The 22,284-nt window shown below is 36.4% G+C and carries 18 protein-coding genes and 2 pseudogenes; 12 read left to right on the top strand and 8 right to left on the bottom strand.

The genetic code is table 11. The features are described from left to right. Nucleotides 1-348 precede the first annotated feature (348 nt). The 11 genes and pseudogenes from NNJ85_RS05255 to NNJ85_RS05210 all read left to right on the top strand — a co-directional run. Nucleotides 349-536 (top strand): annotated as a pseudogene (locus tag NNJ85_RS05255) (class I SAM-dependent methyltransferase); the annotation flags it as partial. Nucleotides 537-712: 176 nt separating this feature from the next. After that, entirely contained in the window at nt 713-2,251 is a 1,539-nt protein-coding gene (hutH, locus tag NNJ85_RS05250; protein WP_254474217.1) for a histidine ammonia-lyase, read from the top strand. 408 nt (nt 2,252-2,659) lie between these two features. Further along, nucleotides 2,660-3,022, top strand: a complete 363-nt coding sequence (locus NNJ85_RS05245) for a hypothetical protein (protein ID WP_254474216.1) — start codon at nt 2,660-2,662, stop codon at nt 3,020-3,022. Between the two features lie 452 nt (nt 3,023-3,474). Next, complete coding sequence (locus NNJ85_RS05240) at nt 3,475-4,869, top strand: amino acid permease (RefSeq protein ID WP_254474208.1); 1,395 nt, start codon at nt 3,475-3,477, stop codon at nt 4,867-4,869. A gap of 550 nt (nt 4,870-5,419) precedes the next feature. Further along, nucleotides 5,420-5,776: a hypothetical protein gene (locus NNJ85_RS05235; protein WP_254474206.1), complete on the top strand. Its 357-nt coding sequence runs from the start codon at nt 5,420-5,422 to the stop codon at nt 5,774-5,776. A 96-nt stretch (nt 5,777-5,872) separates the two neighbouring features. Continuing rightward, a complete protein-coding gene (locus NNJ85_RS09660; RefSeq protein ID WP_256481025.1) occupies nt 5,873-6,001 on the top strand; it encodes a hypothetical protein in 129 nt (42 codons plus the stop codon). Next, nucleotides 6,002-6,235 (top strand): hypothetical protein, encoded by a 234-nt coding sequence (locus NNJ85_RS05230; RefSeq protein WP_254474198.1) that lies wholly within the window; start codon nt 6,002-6,004, stop codon nt 6,233-6,235. 20 nt (nt 6,236-6,255) lie between these two features. Further along, nucleotides 6,256-6,668 (top strand): annotated as a pseudogene (locus NNJ85_RS05225) (hypothetical protein). 365 nt (nt 6,669-7,033) lie between these two features. Further along, the gene (locus tag NNJ85_RS05220; RefSeq protein ID WP_254474196.1) at nt 7,034-7,441 is read left to right on the top strand and encodes a hypothetical protein; all 408 of its coding nucleotides are present in this window, start codon (nt 7,034-7,036) and stop codon (nt 7,439-7,441) included. A gap of 241 nt (nt 7,442-7,682) precedes the next feature. After that, complete coding sequence (locus tag NNJ85_RS05215) at nt 7,683-7,994, top strand: hypothetical protein (RefSeq protein WP_371923327.1); 312 nt, start codon at nt 7,683-7,685, stop codon at nt 7,992-7,994. A gap of 737 nt (nt 7,995-8,731) precedes the next feature. Further along, nucleotides 8,732-11,482, top strand: coding sequence for an autotransporter outer membrane beta-barrel domain-containing protein (locus tag NNJ85_RS05210; RefSeq protein ID WP_254474195.1), 2,751 nt, complete (start codon nt 8,732-8,734; stop codon nt 11,480-11,482). Between the two features lie 531 nt (nt 11,483-12,013). Here NNJ85_RS05210 and NNJ85_RS05205 read toward each other — a convergent pair. From NNJ85_RS05205 to NNJ85_RS05190, 4 genes are all read right to left on the bottom strand, one after another. After that, nucleotides 12,014-12,913: an acetyl-CoA carboxylase biotin carboxylase subunit family protein gene (locus tag NNJ85_RS05205; protein ID WP_254474193.1), complete on the bottom strand. Its 900-nt coding sequence runs from the start codon at nt 12,911-12,913 to the stop codon at nt 12,014-12,016. 17 nt (nt 12,914-12,930) lie between these two features. Continuing rightward, nucleotides 12,931-13,254 (bottom strand): hypothetical protein, encoded by a 324-nt coding sequence (locus tag NNJ85_RS05200; protein WP_254474190.1) that lies wholly within the window; start codon nt 13,252-13,254, stop codon nt 12,931-12,933. Continuing rightward, nucleotides 13,251-14,111: a DMT family transporter gene (locus tag NNJ85_RS05195; protein ID WP_254474873.1), complete on the bottom strand. Its 861-nt coding sequence runs from the start codon at nt 14,109-14,111 to the stop codon at nt 13,251-13,253. The genes NNJ85_RS05200 and NNJ85_RS05195 overlap by 4 nt, the downstream gene beginning before the upstream one ends. 83 nt (nt 14,112-14,194) lie before the next feature. Then, on the bottom strand, nt 14,195-14,428 hold the full coding sequence (locus NNJ85_RS05190; protein WP_254474188.1) for a hypothetical protein: 234 nt from the start codon (nt 14,426-14,428) through the stop codon (nt 14,195-14,197). A 265-nt stretch (nt 14,429-14,693) separates the two neighbouring features. Here NNJ85_RS05190 and NNJ85_RS05185 point away from each other — a divergent pair, with 265 nt between their 5' ends. Then, nucleotides 14,694-15,476 (top strand): ATP12 family chaperone protein, encoded by a 783-nt coding sequence (locus NNJ85_RS05185; protein WP_254474186.1) that lies wholly within the window; start codon nt 14,694-14,696, stop codon nt 15,474-15,476. A gap of 28 nt (nt 15,477-15,504) precedes the next feature. Here NNJ85_RS05185 and NNJ85_RS05180 read toward each other — a convergent pair whose 3' ends face one another. From NNJ85_RS05180 to uvrA, 4 genes are all read right to left on the bottom strand, one after another. Continuing rightward, complete coding sequence (locus NNJ85_RS05180; RefSeq protein ID WP_254474184.1) at nt 15,505-15,975, bottom strand: hypothetical protein; 471 nt, start codon at nt 15,973-15,975, stop codon at nt 15,505-15,507. A gap of 228 nt (nt 15,976-16,203) precedes the next feature. Beyond that, nucleotides 16,204-17,613: a type I glutamate--ammonia ligase gene (glnA, locus tag NNJ85_RS05175; RefSeq protein WP_254474182.1), complete on the bottom strand. Its 1,410-nt coding sequence runs from the start codon at nt 17,611-17,613 to the stop codon at nt 16,204-16,206. A gap of 56 nt (nt 17,614-17,669) precedes the next feature. After that, entirely contained in the window at nt 17,670-18,008 is a 339-nt protein-coding gene (locus NNJ85_RS05170) for a P-II family nitrogen regulator (RefSeq protein WP_139413363.1), read from the bottom strand. Nucleotides 18,009-19,084: 1,076 nt separating this feature from the next. Beyond that, a complete protein-coding gene (uvrA, locus tag NNJ85_RS05165) occupies nt 19,085-22,000 on the bottom strand; it encodes an excinuclease ABC subunit UvrA (protein ID WP_254474181.1) in 2,916 nt (971 codons plus the stop codon). Nucleotides 22,001-22,284: the final 284 nt, after the last annotated feature.

Below are 22,284 nucleotides of genomic sequence, written 5' to 3'. Positions count from 1 at the left end.
ACTGGTGGAAAGTATTTTGAATTTTATAAACAGCTATTATTATTAATAGATTGACATCTCTCTGTGTTTTTAGCACGCTTAAGTGACTTGTTGATATGAAAATAATAGCGAGAGTATAAATGTCATCTTATGAAAGATCAACACTATTCATATCAATTATTCTTTACAGAAAATTATATTATTTTCGTAGGATTTTTTTATTTCAGAACGTAGAAAATAACAATTGAGGAAAAGAAGAGTGTCGGTATCAAGCTTATAAAAAGAAGAGGCAGTTCACATTTAGCCTCCTTGAAAAGTCATGCTTAACCTATTGGATAAAAAGCTTTTGAATTATAGGTATCAACAATTATGAAGAAGGGGGGAATTCCTGCATTGCAAAACGTTCAACGGCAAAGTGAAAAGTTTGACGGATTAGCTGATGATTATGATCGCTATCGTTTTCACTCTCCCCTTACCTTATTGTGAAGACCATGTTTTTTCCTTTTAAGAATAAAAAGTATTTGTCCGTCGTAGATAGGACTGAAACAGGCATTGCATGAGAGGGAATTGTTAATTTTTAGGGAATAGCAGCAATATCATGCTATTTTTATCCTAAGGAATGGCTTTAAAAAGCATTTTCATTCAAAGAATGATTATTTTTTTATTTTATAGATTTTATAGAAGGGTTAATAATGTTAAGAATTATACTTTAATTAAATAAAGAAAGAAAATTATGACGATTATACTAAAACCAGGTGAGGTAACGCTTAGCGAACTTGAAGCTATTTATTTTGATGGTGCAATCAGTAAGCTGCATCATGACACGCATTTAGCTATCGAGAAAGGAGCGCAGCGCATTGCTGAAATTGCTGCTGGAAGCGAGCCTGTATACGGTATTAATACTGGTTTTGGGAAGTTGGCTTCCATTAAAATTGGTGCAGACAAAGTCACTGTTTTACAGAGAAATCTTATTTTGTCCCATTGTTGTGGGGTAGGAGATCCTCTTGCTGAAAATATTGTGCGTTTGATGATGAGCTTAAAGCTTATCTCTTTGGGAAGAGGAGCCTCTGGAGTTCGTCTAGAATTGGTAAATTTGTTGGAAAATATGCTTGTAAAGGGTGTTATTCCTGTTATCCCTGAAAAAGGCTCTGTTGGCGCTTCAGGTGATCTTGCACCACTTGCTCATATGGCGGCTGTTATGATAGGAGAAGGAGAAGCGTTTTTTCAAAATATTCGTATGAGTGGAGCGCTTGCTTTAGAAAAAGCAGGATTATCCCCTATTATTTTAGAGGCAAAGGAAGGTCTGGCTCTTATTAATGGGACTCAAACATCAACAGCACTTGCACTTGCCAACCTTTTCCGAGCTTATCGGGCATTGTGTGGTGGATTGTTGGCTGGGGCTTTAACGACAGATGCTACCATGGGATCAACAGCGCCATTTCATCCTGATATCCATGTTTTACGAGGACATTATGGGCAGATTGCCGTATCAAAAACATTAGAAAAGCTTGTAGAGGATTCAGAAATTCGTGCAGCACATTTGCGGGGTGATGAGCGTGTACAAGATCCTTATTGTATACGTTGTCAGCCACAGGTTATGGGGGCATGTTTTGATATTTTGCAAGCAGCAGCAAAAACACTGATTATTGAAGCAAATGCTGTTACAGATAATCCATTAATTTTAAGGAATGGTGAAGTTGTATCAGGTGGCAATTTTCATGCTGAGCCTGTAGCGTTTGCTGCTGATCAGATTGCTCTTGCTTTGTGTGAAATAGGGGCTATTTCTCAACGGCGTATTGCTCTTATGGTTGATCCAGCAGTTTCTTATGGTCTTCCAGCTTTTTTAGCCAACAATGCAGGTCTTAATTCAGGTTTTATGATTGCTGAAGTAACAGCAGCAGCTTTAATGTCTGAAAATAAACAAATGGCTCATCCTGCTTCCGTTGATTCAACACCAACTTCAGCCAATCAAGAAGATCATGTTTCAATGGCTTGCCATGGTGCTCGTCGGTTATTGGTAATGAGCGAAAACCTTTTTACAATTATTGGCATTGAAACGCTTATTGCAGCACAAGGAATTGAATATCGTGCACCTTTAAAAACAAGTACTCTTTTGCAGTCTGTTATGGAATGTTTACGCAAAAATATTGCTTCACTTAAGGAAGATCGCTATCTGGCTCCAGATCTTCAGCGAGCGCATATACTTGTGCGTGAGGGGACTTTATTATCTGTTTTACCAGAAACAAATTTTCCTTCATTAAGTTTTCAATGATATTTGTTTTAAGGTCAATGAGGAAGGGTGGGTATTATATTTTAAAACTTCCTCATATAAAAATATAGAAAATCAATACTATATTTCAATTACTTAATCGATTATGTATATATCTGCTGTTTGTAACCAACTATATATATTTTACTTTATAGTGATCTAAATTTATCATCATAAGTTTATAATCTATAAAATTGAAGTAAATATACTTTATGATTTCTATCAGAGATTTTTAATTTAATTTAAATAATATCCAAAAATTATATATTGTAATATTATGTTTTTATAATTATAAATTATATTATATGCATTATATTAAATAAAAATTTAATTTTATATTCTTCTTATTTGTTAATACTTTATGAGTTTTATAGTTAATTTTTTGTATTTTAAGTAAAAAAGGAGAAATAAATGTTTAAAAGTACTAGATTATGTATTTTAATAACAATTCTTTTTTGTTTTTCACAAACTCTTGAGGTTCATGCAAATTTTAGGAGAGGTAGCTTTCCAGAGGAAATTTTTATTATGATGGTGACTCAAGAGAAAGAGCCTCTTGTTTTGGCTAAAAACAAAGGTTTTAGTAATATCTCAGGGCAAATTCCCAGAGGAAAGGAGGGAGATATTATTGGACCAACAGTTAAAGATGCTATTTTTGCCGTATATTTTTTTTTCATCGGAAAGCTTGTCGTTAAGGCTGTTGGAGCCTTTAGAAGATGGGCTGTAGATTCACTTTCTCATACTTTTAAAAATTGGCGAGATTCGCTTTATCATTGATTGAGTTCTTCAATTGGCGTAAAAAGTTTGTTTTATGGGCTCAAAGAGAACTTGCTTAAAGTCACAAAAATTAATTGTATGCATAGTTAATGCGCTTGTTATGAACTTTTAGGCTTCTATTTCGGTGCTCTGAAATGAAGCCTAAAAGTTCACACTACACATTAAGGCTAATTTTCTTTGTAAAAAACCAGAGAATACAAAATGAATTAAATGACAATTATAAAAAAATTCATTATCACTTTATTTCAATAAAATAATACGAAATTGCAGATTATAAAAACTGTATAATTTGCCATATAAGTATTTTTTATTGTTTAGAGCAAAGCGTTTGACTGGCTGGTTTTTGATGTTTTTTGAAATATATTCGTGAAAGAAACATGAGACTTTATTTATCATAAAGCTGTTTATTGTGGTGTGGATTTTCACCAACATTTTAATAAAGAAGGAAAGTAATGGCAAGAAATGAACTGAAACGAGGGATGAGTAAGCGCCAAGTTATTTTTTTAGCTCTTGGCTCTGCTATTGGAACAGGTCTTTTTTATGGATCAGCCCAAGCAATTAAGCTTGCGGGGCCCAGTGTTTTGATTGCCTATTGTATTTCTGGTTTAGCTATTTTTATGGTTATGCGGGCTTTAGGAGAGATGATCCTTCATAACCCATTACCTGGTTCTTTTGCGCGTTATGCGGCAAATTACATATCGCCATTGGCAGGTTTTTTAACGGGGTGGACATATGTATTTGAGATGATTCTTGTTGGTTTGGCTGATATTACAGCTTTTGCCACTTATATGGGGTTTTGGTACCCTGATGTTGCTCCTTGGGTATGGGCACTGAGTATTACACTCATCATTACAGGTATTAATTTAGCTGCTGTAGAAGTCTATGGTGAGCTAGAATTTTGGCTGTCTTCTATTAAAGTGATCGCTATCATTGCGATGATTATTTTAGGCATAGCAATTATTTTTTGGGGGTGGGGTGAAGATGCTCATTCTTCTACTGTTACTGTTCATAATTTATGGAAGAATGGTGGTATTTTCCCCAATGGTTGGTTTGGTTTTTTAGCTTGCTTTAGTGTTGTTGTTTTTGCTTTTGGTGGTATAGAAATCATTGGCATGGCAGTCATGGAAGTTCAAAACCCTCATCAAACGATTTCAAAGGCAATTAATTCTACTCCATTTCGTATTTTGCTTTTTTACATCATGACATTAGCTATTTTAATGTCTCTTTATCCTTGGAATGAGATTGGTCTTATGGATAGTCCTTTTGTATCCATTTTTGAAAATCTTGGGATTTCATATGCAGCAAATATTTTAAATATTGTTGTTGTTACAGCGGCTATTTCGGCAATGAATAGTGGAATGTATGGTGCTTGTCGTATGATCCATGGTTTATCGCAGGAGGGTTATGCTTTAAAGAAATTTCAATATTTATCAAAAAACGGTATACCAGTTTTTGTTATTTTGATGATCTTCACTATTTTTCTTCTTGGTGCTGTCCTTAATTATTTTTATCATGAAAAGCTTTTTTTTCTTATTGCAGCAATGGCAACATTTGCGACAGTTTTTGTTTGGATGATGATTCTACTTTCGCAAATTTTTATGCGAATTAAGATGCCTAAAGAAGTACAGAATGCTTTAAACTTTCCCATTCCATTTTGGCCGATGGGATCAATTTTTTCTATTTTATTTATGGTTTTTATTTTTATTCTCTTATGGTGCTTTGATGAGACGCGACCAGTTTTAATTGTTGGTGTTGGTTGGATTGCTTGGCTTGTTATTTGTTTCTATGTCCTTAAGCTTTACAATTTTAAGCAAAAAAACTGCAATAAAACAAAGATTATAAATTAAAAAGAAAGAATGGACGTCTTCAGAAGAACGGGCATTCGATTGTTATCTTCCAAAGATTGGGATAATCTAAACTGAAAACAATCTGCTCGTTTTCTCAAAGAGAATTGGTGTAGGTAGAAAATGCAGATAACAGAGTCATTGGGGCATTGTACTATTGTGTTTGCAAAAGCTTTAATAAAGAAGCAGTAAGGTATCACAATACAATCTCATAGAAGAGTCAATCTAAGAAAACGGTGGGTGTGTGACTATTTTTTCACGATACTGTTATGGCTATCAAAATAGTAGGAAGCAAGCCTTACTTTTTTATAAACTTATATTTCATTGACTGTTTTTTGCGGATTTTTGTTACAAAATTAATAATATCGATACAGGGCTAATTTTTATCATAAGTGGATAGAGGACCAAATGCGTTTTGCAACTGTATTGAGGTCAAAAATTATGCAATATTATCATCAAAGGTGCACAAAAGAAGTATGATCAGCAAGAACAATCCTTAGAAAATTGTTTCTTGCATCAGAAATCTTCCAATACATTTCAATCGCATACTACAATGTTTTCCTCCATTCTTGGAGCGACGGGCAATATTGGCGTGGATGCAAGAAAAGAAGCTATAGTTACTGCTTCTCATATGATTGCAGATCAAGATATCAACGAGACAGGACAAAGCGTGACGATTGATGACATGACAGACCATCATAGCAGCCATTTACAGACGTATGAAAAGGGTTTTGTGTTGATTTGGATAAGGGATTTTGTTTCGATATACGGGAGTGAGGGGAAATCACAAAATGAGGAAGGTTTTGAACATCAAGGACCTTTTCTCAATGGGAAAAATATTACCATCATCGCCAAAAAAGACGATATAACGGTTTATGGTTGCGGGATACCAAAAATTTTTGAAAAATAACTTTGGGGGGGTGAGCAATTCAACACAAGAAGCAAAAGATCTGGTGTATATCTACGGTAATACAGGATCGCATTTTGATGCCATAGTCGTGGCAGTTTGACAGGCTTTAATGCGCTGTATTCTTTCAAACAAGAAGGTGTTCACGGGATAACTAACGAAAACACGAATATCAGTTTCTATGGACCAGCGGTGAATGCTTTGGTTGCAGCAGGTCTGTTAGGTTAGGTGAGTGATGACAAACAAATCAGTGTTGGCTTTGATGGGAATAAATATGATTTTGTAAGCCGATGGATTGGCGGCAATGGCTATACTTACGAGACAATACCTGGTGGCAGCAACTGGTGGAAAGAACCATGGAAAATGTTCACAGATTCTTACAATCTTCATACTTGCTTTGGAGATGCGGGAAATAAGTGTAGGATACTTTACGGCTCATCTCATCTAGAACAAAAACCTTGAATTAGATCATGGAGTAAAAAATGAAACAAATTCTAAAGCTATTAGGTGCTGTAACTTTGTAGGTATTGCAGGATGTTAGTTTAATAAAACTCCTGGAGGGTATTTGAGTGCGTGGGAGAAGCCAGGAGCAGATTTTATTGAGATAGGAAAAGCTTTGCTAGAATGTGGCATGCCAGCCCCTTATAATGTCGATCCAGAAAACAGAAAAAATAGCATTAATGCAAAAGCAAAAATTTATGCTTGCATGCTCCAAGCAGGGTTCCGCTATAAAGATGAAGAGGTAGCAAGAGCGAGAGGACCATGTTATACTTTTAGAGCTGAAAACCTTTCCATTTGTCGTCCAGATGCAGTCATCCCCCAGCGTAGTGTCAAGAAGCGCTTAACCAGCCCGTTTTGTAAAAAATATAAAAATAGCCGTAAATGCCAACCTTAAGTTTTGCTGTTTTTGGAAATTACAATCCCCACCTCCATGTGTTCCCATGCTTGTGCGAGATTGTTTTCTCAACCAATTATCCCGACGCTATTTATCTATGGGAGCTATAAATGTAGGTGCAACAATTTATAAAAATATCTATTTTAATTGTAATTAAAATATTGAGAGTAATTATAAGCATAACATTGATAGAATATGATTTTAGTAGTAATTTTACTGTATTTTTGATACAATACCAAGTGGCATAATCATCAGAAAAAGATAAAAGAGTGAGAATGTCTATCATTGTTTTGGAAATGAAAACGCAGCATGTAAAATAATTTATAGATTGTTTCGTGATATTAAAATTATTCAAGGATAGGAAAATGAAGCAGATTTTAAAATTATTAAGCGGGATAACCTTATTTGTTATGGCTGGGTGTTACCCAGAACAGCCTTCGCGAACGGCTGTAGATACATGGGAAAAGTCTGGTGCAGATCAACTTGAGGTTAAAAAAGCTTTGTTGGAGTGTGGAATGCAGTATCTAGATGGGCGTCTTAATACAGACAAAAGTATGAATGAGCGATTCAATGAAGAGGAAACTGTCAGTGTATGCATGATACAAGCGGGTTTTCAGGATAAAGTGGGAAGGGTAAAATGGTGTGAGAAAGAGAAATATGAAAATCTTCCAATTTGTCAGCCGGATGCTGTTATTCCTCAGCGAAGTGTAGAGAGGCGTTTGAATAGTCCACATTGTGAAGAGCACAAAGAACAACCCGAATGTCAGCCTTAAGTTGAGGTTGCTATAATCAAATCCTCATATTTCTTATTCTCGCAGGGGGGCGAGGCGAGATTGCTTTTTCGATGTACGATCTCTATGCTCTCTAAAGTTGTTTTACGTACGAGAAAAAAATATTGAAATTATTAAGTGCTATAGTTTTATAAAATTTTGCTGGATGTGTTAGCAAACTTCCTCCATCGACGCTAACATTATGGGAAAGCCCAGTGTTAATAAGTCTGTGGTCTAACAAGTATTGTCAAAATGTGGCTGGAAACCAATCTATGCTTCTTCTGAAAATATGGATTCGCGTGCAAATGAGTTTACTGCAGTTTATGAGTGCATGACTAAAGCAGGTTATCGGTACAAATTGCAAGATTTAAAGGGAATTTATTTTTCATCAGTGCCGAGAAGTGATTCATTTTTAGTTAATTTAATGGTAGCGGGACAGGTTATGGACAATGATACTTTTGCTTTAACCAATTCGACAAAGCAAGAGCGAGATTTGATGTTACGACTTGAGAATGATAAAAAATGCCAGAAAATAAAAAAAGCTCTGAAAAAGTGAAATTTTCATCTTTAAAGCAATAATTGAATGAAATATTATGGAGAAGCGAGAGAAAATACAGTTCTTTTACCTCTTGATATAGTGATATTCATCGGCTTTGAGAGTGCAATAGTGTTATTGTCAGATGATAATATCGGGGAATATTTAGAAATTTATTTTGATATAAAAAGTGGCAAAAAATGGTTTTGCTAACATAGCTACTTTAACGATAATAAATAGTTTTTTTTCAATAGTACTGATTTAATGTAGAAATTGTGTACATTCGCTTATATTTCAGTGAAAGTTTTTTTGGATTTTTATTGTGGTTGAAAAAATGATGCAGTTATAGATTTTACTGTATCTCATCGCGTGATACTTTATTAATATATTTTGATCATTTTAATCTTAAAAATTATTCTCATTTTGTTGTATTTTTATTTTTGGAAAATGAGATAAATTGAATATTATATCTCCTTAAAGTTTACATTTCGGCGCGTTTTTTTGAGATTAATTTTCTGGTGCTTTGTGCCATAGCTCTCAGCATTTGGGGGGGTGAATCTTTAAAGAAATTGCCATCTTCAATGATATTTTTAAATTTTTTGTTCTTTCTTTACATAAAATACAAAACATATTATAAAAATGCTATCATTTATCAGAAAAAAACAAAATAACTTTGTTTGTTTTGTTCTTATTGTGCTTAATTTGTTGTTTATTGTTTTGCCCGCGTTTTTGTTGAAAAAAGAAAGTTTTGAAAAGCAATGATAATCAAGGTATTTCATAATCGCTTGTATTCGTGCGTTTTTACAGCAGCTATTTTTTCTTTTTTGTTAAACACAAATATTAAGGCACATTCTCGCTCATTTATATCACTCTCATGTGACGAAAGCAAATTACCTTATGAATGCAGTGATGGTGCAAAGCATACAATTAGTAATAAAATATATAAATTCACGGCACCTGTTCAACCAAAGAGTGAGGAGGGGATTCTAACTTTGCCTGCTGCTATAAGTGTACAGGAGCTTAATACAGTTATTCAGGCAATGCGTATAGAGGTTGAAGGTACTGCGAGTATAGAAGATATTTATGGGGCTGTTGTATCACGAGGAGGAAAAATTGTCTTGAGCGATTCAGCTTTTAAAAATGTGTCAATAGGTCTTAAAGCTGATCGTGGAATAATTGAGGTCAATCATGGAACAATTGAAGCTACTCAGGTCGCTGCTTATGCAGAGAAGGTAGGAGCATCTGTTAGGTTGACGAATACAAAAATTAAAGTGGAAGGTCAGGGGATTGGTCAAGAGAGTGCTCTTTTCGTTACGGCTGATGCGGGTATTCAGATGAAAGGTGGATTTATTGATGTGAATGATGCCGCTGCGCTTTATGTGGGGAGAGGGGGGCGTGCAACTTTAGATGGTGTTACCATTACTTCAAAACGTCAGAAAACAAAAGATAGAGAAAATATAAATGAAAAAATTGCGCATACAGTTTTGAATGTGAAACAGCAGGGCTCTGTTTATTTAAAAAATACGAATATTGTTTCTACGGATGTTCGTGTTTTAACAGTTGGACAGGATTTTAACACACAATCTGGTGTTGGCTGGGGAGAAAATATTTTAATTTCGCGGGTTAATATTGAAGATACAACGATTAAGGTAATAGGGAACAATCATGGTATGTATTTTGAAACGGGAGGGGAAAATAATGCATACGAACAAGGACTTATTTTTTTGAAAAGGACGGTTTTTGAGGTTCCTGCTGGAACAGCTATTCATAATAATAATAGCCGGAGTTATATTGCTGTAACAGAAGGCACTAAAATTTCTGGTGATTTATTATTAACAGCTGAAAAAGAGGGGGCTGTCGCGATTTTGGCTGCTTCTTCTTCATTGATAGGAGGGACTCGTGTTGCCGACAATTCTATTGCTGAGCTTTATTTGACAAAAGGATCAAAATGGTTTTTGACAAGAAGAAGAGAGATAGATTCGCACGTTGCAAATCATACGAGTTCATTTATTTCATTTGTAAAACTTTCTGATAGTTTTATTGCTTTTGAAAAACCAATGTTTCACATGTATCAGACACTTTATATTGGAAAGGGAGAGAAAGAAGTTTATAGTGCGCAAGATAGTGCGGATATTTATCTCAATACCTATCTCAGGCGTGATGGTTCTCTTGATAATAAAAAGACTGATCGGCTTTTGATACAGGGTGATGTTTCTGGAAAAACGACAGTTTATGTGCAATTTATTGTAGGAAATCAGGGAGAAATGGCAACCAGTGAAAATGCTCAGAGTATTTCACTTATTCAGGTTTCTGGAAAAGCAACAGAGGATTCTTTTCAGTTAAATCGTGCTTATATTGCAGTAGAGGGGTTGCCTTACCAATATTATCTTCATGCCTATGGTCCAGATTCTTCTCTTGGACAAGCACAAACTTCTCAAAGATTGGTGGAGGGAGAGGGAGATTTTTGGGATTTCCGCCTTGAAAGTAAATATATTCAGCCTGCTTTAGGGGAGGCTAATCTTCCTCATTCTAAGTTAAAGATCAGAGAAGTTGTTCCACAAGTTCCGACCTATCTTCTGTTACAAAATGCTTTGTTTCATGTTGGGATGATGGATATTAGTAATCAACAAAAGCAGTTGCAAGCTACGCGGTCTATTTCTCGTAAGTTGTTAAAAGTTAAAGAGAATTTTGCATTATCTGTTTATGGTTACGGTGGGAGTTATCGTTATGTCACAGATTTGTCTCTCCTGGAATACGGGTATGATGGGAATGTTGATTATAACGCTATAGAAACAGATATTTTACTCAAAACAATAGAGAGGGCATATAGTACGATATCTTTTGGGATTATGGGAACCTATGGAAAGCTTTCCTTACAACCTCGTAACGTGGAACAAAGTCAAAAGAGTCCGTTTAATAAATGGACATTTACGGTATACGGTAGTGTGGAACACAATACGGGTTTTTATGGAGATGGTCTTTTATCTTATGGTTTGTTTAAAGGCGATGTGCTTACTCATGCTTGGGGTAAGACGGCGACATTAAAAGTAAATCCTCTGAGCGTTTCGTTGTCTGCTGGTAAAGTGTTTATGATAGGACAGGAAGGTCTTCTTTTTGATCCGCAGATCCAGCTTATTTATCAACATCTTCAATTTGATAAGTTTCGTGATATTGATGGAGTTGATGTTGAGATGAAAAAAGCAGATCAATGGTTGATGCGTATTGGAGGGTATTTAAGAAAAACATTTACGGCATATGAAAAGGATCGTATTATTTCTTTAAATGGCAATATTCATCTTGCCCATCGTTTTGGTGAAAAGCAGTTTGTTCATCTAAAAGATGTTTTCCAGTTAGGGGCTTTTGGTTCTTCTTTAGAAGCAGGTTTGGGGATTAATGCACAATTTTCTTCTAAAGTTACACTTCACAGTAATCTTAGCTATCAGCATAAGCTAACCAAGGCAGGCTTTTCTGGCGTTTGCTTTTCTGGTGGATTGCGTTATCATTTTTAATAAAATCTTTTTTTTTAATAATCCATGTGTTTTCATAAAATTGTCAATGAAACTCTAAATCTGTTTGTGTTTTTTGTGCTACAAATATATGAGGTGCATTCGTCATCAGCTTTTTAAAATAGTAGTACTGTTATCCTATTATGCTGTAAAACACCGTGGTTTGAGGAGGTGAACATCAAGTATAACAGGAAGGAGGATATTGATTTTTAATTGGGGGCTTTTGCTGTTAAGCAAAGAAGGGTGATGCGTAAAATGCACAGCTTTAGATTTCCACTTCGCTTTATAGACTGTAAGAAGCATTTTAAAAACATGTGAGTGTGTGTAAATACCTCTCTTTTAGAGGGAGAGTGTGGAAAGTTATGGATCAATTATCACTATCAAGTTCAACATTTCCTTTAAGGAGAAGGCTTTTGCGAAGTTTTAGGAAAGCGCATTGTGATTTTTCCTGTATTGATAAGATTCATATCAACATTAAGAGTAAGTAGAAATATCTTTATTAGGTTGTTTAAATATCGGTTTTCCATATAATACTTAAGGTATCATCAAGCCATTTATGGTAATCGCGTGCTTCTTGATCTGAGGCATGAACAGAGAAAATAAAACCAGGATATCCACCAAATGCTGGTGGAGTGGAGGTGGTGAGATATGATCAGTTTCAAAGAAAATTATTGTTCTGGCGGTTTGAGGATGTTGTGCAACCTTATCGAGACCTGAAAATCCAGAAAAGCGTCCATACCCATGAAGAGGAATAATGTAATTTGCAGCCACTTTTTTAGCTGGGAGTATATCAGGAAGGTCGGGGGTTTGTTCAGCTAAAGCGGCATTCATACAAAGTTTTGCAAATGAAATTCCTGTACCTTGCTCCACAATAAAATGGGAGACACCCGATCCACCGATGCGAGCACCGATCTCAATGATATAAGGTAAGTTATTGGCATCTAGGCGTAACTCTACATGGGCAGCACCCATATTTATACCAAGAGCTTTCACCCCAGAGCATGCAACCTCACATAAAGCAATAACGATAGGATCATCTAGATCACAGCGTTGACGATAAACTGTTTCTTCAAACCATGGTCCTTCAGGTTGTCCTTTGTCGCCAACTGCTAGAACATGTACACCTGCTGTATCAACAAAACATTCTACGACAAACTCTTTTCCTGGCAAATACTGTTCTATTACTAAACCTAAAGGTTTATTTGCATTGTTAAAACGTGCCATGTCTTTATGCTGAACATTCCATACTGCTTTAATGAGATCAGGAAGTTCGGGGGAATTTTTAGCTAACATTACGCCTGTACTTGCCCATCCAGAGATGGGTTTAATGACGAGCGGATAGTCTAAGGCATGCGCTTGTGATAGGTCTTCTGGATTATCTATATAAAGAAATCTTGGTGTTCTAAGCCCTGCTTTAGCAAAAGCTTGACGCATGAGATATTTGTTTCGGGTTATAATGCCGCTACTTCTGGTTCAATACTTGGAGCATTGATTTTTTGGGCAGCCAAAGCGATCCATAGGATGGCTTCTTCACGCAGGGTCATAATCCCACGAATATTGCGTTCTTTGACACCTGATGCAAAAGCGTCTAGAGCTGCCTCTGGATTATCAAAAATAGGAAGTTGCCAAGTTGAAGTGACTGCTGCAGGTAGCTGAATAGGAGCGCTTTCAGCGGTATCATAGATCATGACTAATTCGATATTAGCGGCTTGTGCTGCTTCAAATATAAAGGGTAGTTTTGCATTGCGTTGGCAAACTAACGCGAGTTTTTTCATTTTATTTCCTCATTAAATTTGGAATTTTGGGAATGGCGTTTCTGTTGCCATTTAGATACCTTTGATGCATCTATAAATAAGAGTAACATCCCTATAACAGCCATCATCATAACAATTATTTTGATCATATTGAGAGAAGGGCTTGAGCCGATGATCCATTCACATGCAACCACTGCAAAAGGAGATAATACGCCAATAGTGTTGGCATATAATACGCCTCCCTCAGCTAAAACTTTTTGGTACAATACGTAAACGGGTGCTGAGCAAACAGTTGCTAAAATCAATATTTTCAATATATCTTCTAACTTAAGGTAGAAGAGTGGGGTGGGATCAAAAATGAATAATGGCATAAACGATGCTGCAGAAATTGTCGTGATCCAAGCCAATGAGGTGAGCAAAGGTAAATTTTTAAGATAACGTTTAGACAATAAACCGTATGTAGAGTAAGAAAGAGCTGCTATTAAAGCAAGATCTATTCCTATTAGGCTGTAAGATTCACTCTCTACACTGTTTATATTAAATGCGATAGCTGCTACACTGACAATGATCATACCGATAAGCTTGAACCATGAGAACATAAGGCTATTCGTCAGTATTCCCAATAGATAGGTAATGCCTGGAATAGTGGCTAAAACCATGGTTAAATCACTGGCTTTGAGTGATTTTAATGCCTCAAAACTGCAGATAAAATATAGCAAAAATCCTAACACCGATAGAATTAAAAAAGAAGGTATCACGGAAAGCAAGGGGAGGGATCTGAAAACAGCTTTCTCACGAAAAAATGCCATCAACCATAAGGCAGCAGCAGTCGCACACAACCTCAGTCCAACCGCATGCATGACAGGTATATTGCTCACCAAATTCTTAGATAATAACCAACTTATGGAAAACAATGCGAGAATGGCAAAGGTAAATAAGAATAACCGTCCTTTTAAGAAATTCAACGATTTAATCCCCCAATAACGCGCTGTGCATAATGTGATGTTGAAAAATTAAATCGTGACTGTGAGGTTTTCGGTTTTCCAAGATTATTTTGGATATAATCCTTAGCCCCTGCCAAATAAGCGTCAACACCTAATGCTTCAAGCGCTTCTATATCTGCAATTACCAGCGATACTACTTGCTTAAGATGCTTTAAGTCAAATTGAATATAATCTTGAATCGTTTTAATCAATGTTTGTTTCGAATTAATATTTCTAAAGGCAAGGTATAAGAAAACAAATTCTTTTAAAAAATTATTCTAACAACTGTTTTTAGAATATATGGAGAAGATGATTGTTTTGTTTGTCCAATAAAGGATATATTTTAAAATCAGATTTGGATGGGTGAGATCTTTTTTCTTTTTGTAAGATAGGGAAAAAATCAATTTAAATCTTAAATCAGATATAGAGAGCTTTGAAAACAAGTCATTTTTTTTGAAATATCAGAGGTGAAACAATATGCGTGAAATTTTGAATTATTTTGATAGTCCTTTGAATAAAAATAGTTCTGTCCAAAAGACTCAAAATCTTTCATGCCAACCTCATCCTAAACGGTTTTATCAGCAAGTAAAAATTTCTTGTGAGGAGGGAGGCTTTACGATCTTATTAGATGAACGTCCCGTTAAAACACCCGCAAAGCGTCATTTTCTTGTACCAACGCAAGTGTTTGCTGAATTCATTGCTCAAGAATTTGAGAGCCAAAAGAACGTTATTGATCCAGCAACAATGCCGATGACGCGTCTGGTTAATACTGTTATTGATGGTATCGCTGATGATATGCAGGCTGTTTTTGAAGATTTATTGCGTTTTGTTGCTTGTGATATGATCTTTTATCGTGCACAAACCCCTAAAGAGTTGGTGCAAAAACAATCTGAGCAATGGGATCCTTTATTGGATTGGGCAGAAGAAAAATTAGGCGCACGCTTTTATTTGACAGAAGGGCTGATGCATGTGGAACAATCACCAGAAGCCATTCAAGCCGTGAGTCATTATTTGCGTCGCGTTGAGTCTCCTTATATGCTTTCTGCACTTCATACGATGACAACTTTAACGGGATCTGCTCTTATTGCTTTTGCGGTTGCTGCGGGACAAATTGATTCGGATTATGCTTGGTCTATTGCCCATTTAGATGAAGATTGGATGATGGAACAATGGGGAACGGATAAGGAAGCAATGGTGTGTCGTGCTCATAAAAAAGTTGAATTTAAAGCTGCTGCTACAATTGTTACAACTTGTTTATAGTTTTTTTTTCAGTGTGTTTTTATTCCCATTACAGTATTTTTGTAATTTTTAGAGGGTTGATTTTAATTTTTTCAAGTCCAGGAAATGCCTCAGTTGTTATGTTTAAGAGTGCTTCTTCATTCCCATGGATAAAATACCATTGGGAATGGTCAAATAGGGCGATAATCTCAGTTTGAATAGAGCATTTCTGTCCAGAATTCGTTGTCGTTACAAACTCTACCGGTATAACAAAATAAAGAACACCATTATCAAGTTCGCCTACACGTCTTTGCTCTTGATTGATGTGTACACTTTCAATTTTATAATGTTCTGCCAACTGTTCAATTTGGCTTTTCATGATTAGCCGAAATTGTGATTGACTAAGATTTTTTTGAGCGGTTAAGCTGTTGATGATTTCGGGAGGGATAGCATTTAAAATAACATTCGCATCGGCGTTTTGAAGAGCTTCACTGTAAACTAATATCTCTTCTTCAAAGAGACGAAATATTGGGTTTTTCATGGGACTCGCTTGCGCTATCGGTGCGATAGTTATCATGTATAAAAAAACGGGAACGAGAAAATAAATTCGCATTAGAAACCTTATTAATTAATTTGAAAAAATCCAAAATGATTATAAAGGAAAAGCAGATGAGAAAAAAGCTTCTTATGCTCTGGCATGAGACAGATATCCACAAAAATGGAGGCTTTCTCCTCCATTTTGAAAATCAAAAGAATACGTATTGATTGTTTAAACAGAATAGTACATATCAAATTCAACAGGATGAGGCGTTGTTTCGTAACGCAAGACTTCTTGCATCTTTATTTGAATAAAGGAATTAATCTGATCATCATCAAAAACATCTCCCATTTTTAGAAAGCTACGATCTTTGTCGAGCGCTTCAAGCGCTTCACGCAGACTTCCCGAAACGGTAGGGATTTCTTTAAGTTCTTTTAAGGGAAGATCATAAAGATCTTTATCCATAGCATGTCCAGGGTGAATTTTGTCTTTGATGCCATCAAGACCAGCCATTAAGAGGGCTGCAAATGCTAAATAGGGATTTGCTGTTGGGTCTGGAAAACGAACTTCTACGCGTTTTGAATTTGGCGAAGAACTCATTGGGATACGGCAAGAAGCAGAACGATTACGTGCCGAATAGGCAAGAAGGACGGGAGCTTCATAACCAGGAACTAAGCGCTTGTAGGAGTTTGTGGATGGATTGGTAAAGGCATTGATTGCTTTTGCGTGCTTAATAATACCACCAATAAAAAATAAACATGTTTCTGAGAGTCCGGCATATTCATTTCCCGCAAAAATGGGTTTTCCATCTTTCCAAATGGACATATGGACATGCATTCCTGAGCCATTGTCACCAAAAATAGGCTTTGGCATAAAAGTTGCTGTTTTTCCATAGCTGTTTGCTATTTGATGCACGACATATTTAAAAATTTGCATCTTATCAGCTTCGCGAACAAGCGTATCAAAACGAATCCCCAATTCATGTTGACCCGCTGCTACTTCATGATGGTGTTTTTCAACCTGCACCCCCATATCTTTGAGTGCTGTGAGCATTTCAGAACGCATATCTTGGCAGGAATCAATTGGTGGGACAGGAAGATAGCCTCCCTTCATTCGTGGACGATGTCCTAGATTACCTGTTTCATATTCCGTATCATCATTGGAAGGAAGTTCACTTGAATCGAGTTTAAATCCTGTATTGTAAGGGTCTGTTTTATAGCGCACATCATCAAAAATAAAAAACTCTGCTTCTGGGCCTATATTGATTGTATCTCCAATACCTAAAGATTTCATATAAACCTCAGCCCTTTTGGCGATAGAACGAGGATCTCTACGATAAAACTCACCAGAGACAGGATCAACGATGTCACAAAATATGACCAAAGTAGACTGAGCAAAAAAAGGATCAATATGCACTGTTTTGGGATCAGGCATTAAAACCATGTCAGATTCATTAATTGTTTTCCAACCAGCAATTGAAGAACCATCAAACATAACACCATCACTAAAGGTATCCTCGCTGATCTCTGCGATATCCATTGTAATGTGATGCAATTTTCCTCGTGGATCAGTAAAACGTAAATCAACAAAACGGATTTCGTTGTCTGCAATCTGTTTGATAATATCTGATGCGGTTGTCATATTCAATTTCCTTAATATGGCGTTGAGGGTAATAAAGGTGAATTTTTCGTTGTTTATTAAAGAGCATCGATCCCAGTTTCGTCAGTGCCTATATGAATGGCATCATCAATGGAAAAGACAAATATCTTTCCATCTCCTATATGTTTTGTTTGTGCTGCTTTGCGTATTGCATCAACAGTTTGTTCCAGTTTTTCATCGGATACAACAATTTCAATCTTTACTTTAGGGAGAAAGTCAACAACATATTTCGTACCACGATAAAGTTCTGTATGTTCCTTTTGACGACCAAAACCTTTCGCTTCTGTTACTGTAATACCATGTAATCCAATTTTTTGAAGCGCTTCTTTTACTTCATCAAGTTTGAAAGGTTTTATAATGGCTTCAATTTTTTTCATGCTGAAATTATCTCCAACGTTATTTTGTCTTTTTAGACTGGATCACATTATATTGACAACTCTAAGATGTCCAACAGATACTTTGTGCACAAAAACTCGAAAACAATGATACTACTCTATGCTCTTGAAGGAGAGTTTTTTGTAGAATAAAGCGCAATGCTGTTGTTTTGGAAAAAAATCTTACAATTTTTTGTATAGAATTAAGATAATAATATAATAAGAGAGTTTTTTCTTTTTTATTGAATAATACATTGACTTATAAAGATAATTAAACGTTTCTCATATTGAATGAGAAATTTTAATCGCATGAGATTTTCTCATTTTAGATCTTTTTATTGTCAATCAATCAAAACAATATCTTTATATATCCTAATCGTATGAGTGTGCGGATAAAAACGGTTAAGAGAGAAATAAAATGCCGATAATGAATGACATTTCAAATGTAAGGGCTTTGAGGTAGCAATGGAGAGTAGCAAATATTGGTAAATATCATGATAGCGACGATTTATCCTGCTATAAGCATAAAGATGTTGGTGTACAATAATTGATGTATCAAAATGCCATTTCAGGGGATGTCGTGAAATGGGCTTTAGAGCATTGAGAAATATTTTTTTAAAATAAGCGTCTGGAAGTGGCAACGCAAATTATTCCGTTTGGGGCGTTCTATCCCTTCGTGAGGAGCCTGATCTTATTAAAGAACGTGATAAACAAAAGTGTAAAGCGATGTGCAATCTGCATTATAAGATCTTGCTGTGGATGCTTTTGAAAATCGTCAAAATCAAGATGAATTAAAAGGAGATGGAAAAGATGAAAACTTTTTTATATCCTTAAGACTTTGTATTCTTCCCAAATTAGACTGTCTGGTCGTTTCAGATATAAACAAACAGGAGAAAAGATATGCCATTATGCGCGCGTTCCTATTGATAATACGAAAACCGAAACAGCTTATAAAGCGCTAAAAAACATTTCAGTCTTTGTTTTAAACATGCTGCTGCACTGGCATAAGACATTAATTTAGAGGCAACAATAAAAGTACAGGTTTTGTTCGTATGCTGTATTTTTAAGGGTAAGCCTTTTTAAAAGTTGGAATTGTAGAAAGATTGGCGCCGTAAAACATCTTTTAGAAATTTTCCCGTATAGGAAGCGGGAACCTTAATAATGTCTTCAGGACGTCCAATTGCAACGATTTCACCTCCACGATCTCCACCTTCTGGGCCTAAATCAATAATCCAGTCGGCTGTCTTGATAACGTCAAGGTTATGTTCAATGACGATGACAGTATTGCCTTGCTCGACTAGTTCATGGAGAACTTCAAGAAGTTTAGAAATATCATGAAAATGTAAACCTGTTGTCGGTTCATCCAAAATATAAAGTGTACGTCCCGTTGTTTTGCGTGAAAGTTCTTTTGCAAGCTTGACACGTTGTGCTTCTCCACCAGAAAGCGTGGTCGCTTGCTGCCCTACTTTTATGTAACCCAATCCTACTTTCATGAGGGTTTCCATTTTATGATGAATAGCCGGAACAGCGTGGAAAAATTCCTCAGCCTTTTCGATTGTCATATCCAAAATATCGGCGATAGATTGTCCTTTGAATTTTATTTCTAGTGTTTCTCGATTATAGCGCTTTCCTTTACAGACATCGCAAGTTACATAGACATCTGGTAAAAAGTGCATTTCAATTTTGATGACTCCATCACCTTGGCAGGCTTCGCAGCGTCCTCCTTTAACATTAAATGAAAAACGCCCCGCTTTATAACCACGGGCTTTTGATTCTGGAAGTTCGGCAAACCAGTCACGAATCGGTGTAAAAGCACCTGTATAGGTTGCGGGATTAGAGCGTGGGGTGCGCCCAATGGGGGATTGGTTGATATCAATGACTTTATCAAGAAATTCTAAGCCTTCAATTTTATCATAGCTGGCAGGACTGTGATGACTACCCATGATCTGATGGGATGCTGCTTTAAAAAGCGTTTCAATAAGAAATGTTGATTTTCCCCCTCCAGAAACACCGGTGATGCATGTGAAGGTTTCAAGAGGGATATTTGCACTGATATTTTTAAGGTTATTGCCTTTGGCGCCGATGACTTTAAGGGTTTTCGATTTTGATATTTTGCGTCGCTCTGTCGGTAGTCTAATCACCATTTTTCCTGAAAGATATTGGCCTGTGAGAGAAGCTGGATTCTCTATAATTTCTTGTGGTGTTCCTTGCGCTATGATTTCACCACCATGAATGCCTGCAGCAGGGCCCATGTCGACAACATGGTCTGCTGTGCGAATGGCATCTTCATCATGTTCAACGACAATGACTGTATTACCAAGATCGCGTAAATGGCGCAGCATTTCCAAAAGACGTTCATTATCACGTTGGTGTAAACCGATAGATGGTTCGTCTAAAATATAAAGGACTCCTGTAAGACCAGAACCAATCTGAGAGGCTAATCGAATGCGCTGACTTTCTCCCCCTGAAAGCGTCCCTGAATTTCGAGATAAGGTGAGATATTCCAATCCTACATGATTTAAAAAAGCTAAGCGTTCGCGAATTTCTTTTAAAATACGTACCGCAATATTGCGTTGTTTTTCCGTGAGATATTGATGAATATTGGCAAACCAATCATCTGCTTTGAGAATAGAAAGATCTGATATTTGCCCAATATGCATCCCATGGATTTTTACAGCGAGTGCCTCTGGTTTTAAACGATAACCGTGACAGGCTGAACAAGGGGAAGAAGACATATAACGCTCAATTTCTTCACGCGACCAAGCAGAATCAGTTTTCTTCCAGCGTCTCTCCATATTGGGGATGACTCCTTCAAAAGGTTGAGTCATTTTATGTGAACCAGAATTATTTTTGTAGATAAAAGAAATTTCATTTCTTTTTGTACCGTAGAGAATAGCCTGTTGTGCTTCATGAGAGAGTTCACACCACTGATCTGTGAGTTTGAAACCATAAGTTTTTCCTAATGCTTCTAAGGTTTGGTTATAATAAAGTGAATCTGATTTAGCCCAAGGTGCAATGGCTCCGCCTTTTAAGGTAAGATTTTTATTGGGTACAACTTTCAGTGGGTCCATTGCCTTTTTGATGCCAAGTCCATCACAGAGAGGACAGGCTCCAAAAGGGTTATTGAACGAAAAAAGACGTGGTTCAATTTCAGGGATAGAAAAACCTGATACAGGACAGGAAAACTTTTCTGAAAAAAGAAGCCGTTTATGTGTGTCATTTTTTGACTTATGAGCTGATTCCTTTGTCGTTTCTTTTTGTGCCAAGGGTTGGTCAGCCATTTCAGCAATGGCAAGTCCATTTGCTAGCTGTAAACAGGTTTCTATACTATCCGCTAAGCGAGAGGTGATATCTTTGTTGACAACAATACGGTCTACCACGACATCGATATCATGTTTATATTTTTTATCAAGAGGTGGAATATCAGGGATTTCATAGAATTCTCCATCGACTTTAGCGCGTTGAAATCCTTTTCTTAAAAGTTCTGTGAGCTCTTTTTTATATTCTCCCTTTCGTCCTCTCACCAAGGGGGCCATAATAAAAATTCGCGTTTCTTCTGGTAAGGCCATAATTTGATCAACCATTTGGCTTACCGTTTGACTTTCAATGGGGCGTCCTGTCGCAGGGGAATGAGGAATACCAATACGAGCAAAGAGGAGACGCATATAGTCGTGGATTTCAGTGACGGTACCGACTGTTGAACGTGGGTTGCGGCTGGTGGTTTTTTGTTCAATGGAGATGGCTGGAGAAAGGCCGTCTATACGATCAACGTTGGGTTTTTGCATGACTTCGAGAAATTGGCGTGCATAAGCCGAAAGGCTTTCGACATAGCGGCGTTGTCCTTCAGCGTAAATTGTATCAAAAGCTAAAGATGATTTTCCTGATCCAGAAAGTCCTGTTATAACAATGAGTTGATCACGAGGAAGATCGAGATCAATATTTTTAAGGTTATGCTCACGTGCACCGCGAATGGAGATATATTTTTGATGAGTCATATTTTATCCTTAGCATATGTGACAAAAACTGAGCCTCTAAAATGGAATAAAACTGTTTTTTTAGAATTACAACGTGCTTAACTGCTTTAACGCAGAGAGAAGGTATAAGTTTTATGAAAAGAAAATACAAATGAGCAGCTTTTTATTCTCTATTGATGGAATAAACTATGCGTTGTTATCATATTTTGTTATAATCACATTGGATCCAATATTGGGAAAGGGTAGCAATATCCATAGTGAAGGTCAATTACAAACGTGTAAATTGAAGGTCAAGATGGTTATAA

Source organism: Bartonella sp. B1098 (assembly GCF_944896145.1).
Taxonomy (GTDB): domain Bacteria; phylum Pseudomonadota; class Alphaproteobacteria; order Rhizobiales; family Rhizobiaceae; genus Bartonella.
This window is presented reverse-complemented; position numbering and strand designations above follow the sequence as displayed.

Coding starts and splice junctions, on each gene's coding strand:
- hutH (WP_254474217.1), top strand. CDS start 713: ATGACGATTATACTAAAACCAGGTGAGGTAACGCTTAGCGAACTTGAA.
- NNJ85_RS05245 (WP_254474216.1), top strand. CDS start 2,660: ATGTTTAAAAGTACTAGATTATGTATTTTAATAACAATTCTTTTTTGT.
- NNJ85_RS05240 (WP_254474208.1), top strand. CDS start 3,475: ATGGCAAGAAATGAACTGAAACGAGGGATGAGTAAGCGCCAAGTTATT.
- NNJ85_RS05235 (WP_254474206.1), top strand. CDS start 5,420: ATGTTTTCCTCCATTCTTGGAGCGACGGGCAATATTGGCGTGGATGCA.
- NNJ85_RS05220 (WP_254474196.1), top strand. CDS start 7,034: ATGAAGCAGATTTTAAAATTATTAAGCGGGATAACCTTATTTGTTATG.
- NNJ85_RS05210 (WP_254474195.1), top strand. CDS start 8,732: ATGATAATCAAGGTATTTCATAATCGCTTGTATTCGTGCGTTTTTACA.
- NNJ85_RS05205 (WP_254474193.1), bottom strand. CDS start 12,913: ATGCGTCAAGCTTTTGCTAAAGCAGGGCTTAGAACACCAAGATTTCTT.
- NNJ85_RS05200 (WP_254474190.1), bottom strand. CDS start 13,254: ATGAAAAAACTCGCGTTAGTTTGCCAACGCAATGCAAAACTACCCTTT.
- NNJ85_RS05185 (WP_254474186.1), top strand. CDS start 14,694: ATGCGTGAAATTTTGAATTATTTTGATAGTCCTTTGAATAAAAATAGT.
- NNJ85_RS05180 (WP_254474184.1), bottom strand. CDS start 15,975: ATGAAAAACCCAATATTTCGTCTCTTTGAAGAAGAGATATTAGTTTAC.
- glnA (WP_254474182.1), bottom strand. CDS start 17,613: ATGACAACCGCATCAGATATTATCAAACAGATTGCAGACAACGAAATC.
- NNJ85_RS05170 (WP_139413363.1), bottom strand. CDS start 18,008: ATGAAAAAAATTGAAGCCATTATAAAACCTTTCAAACTTGATGAAGTA.
- uvrA (WP_254474181.1), bottom strand. CDS start 22,000: ATGACTCATCAAAAATATATCTCCATTCGCGGTGCACGTGAGCATAAC.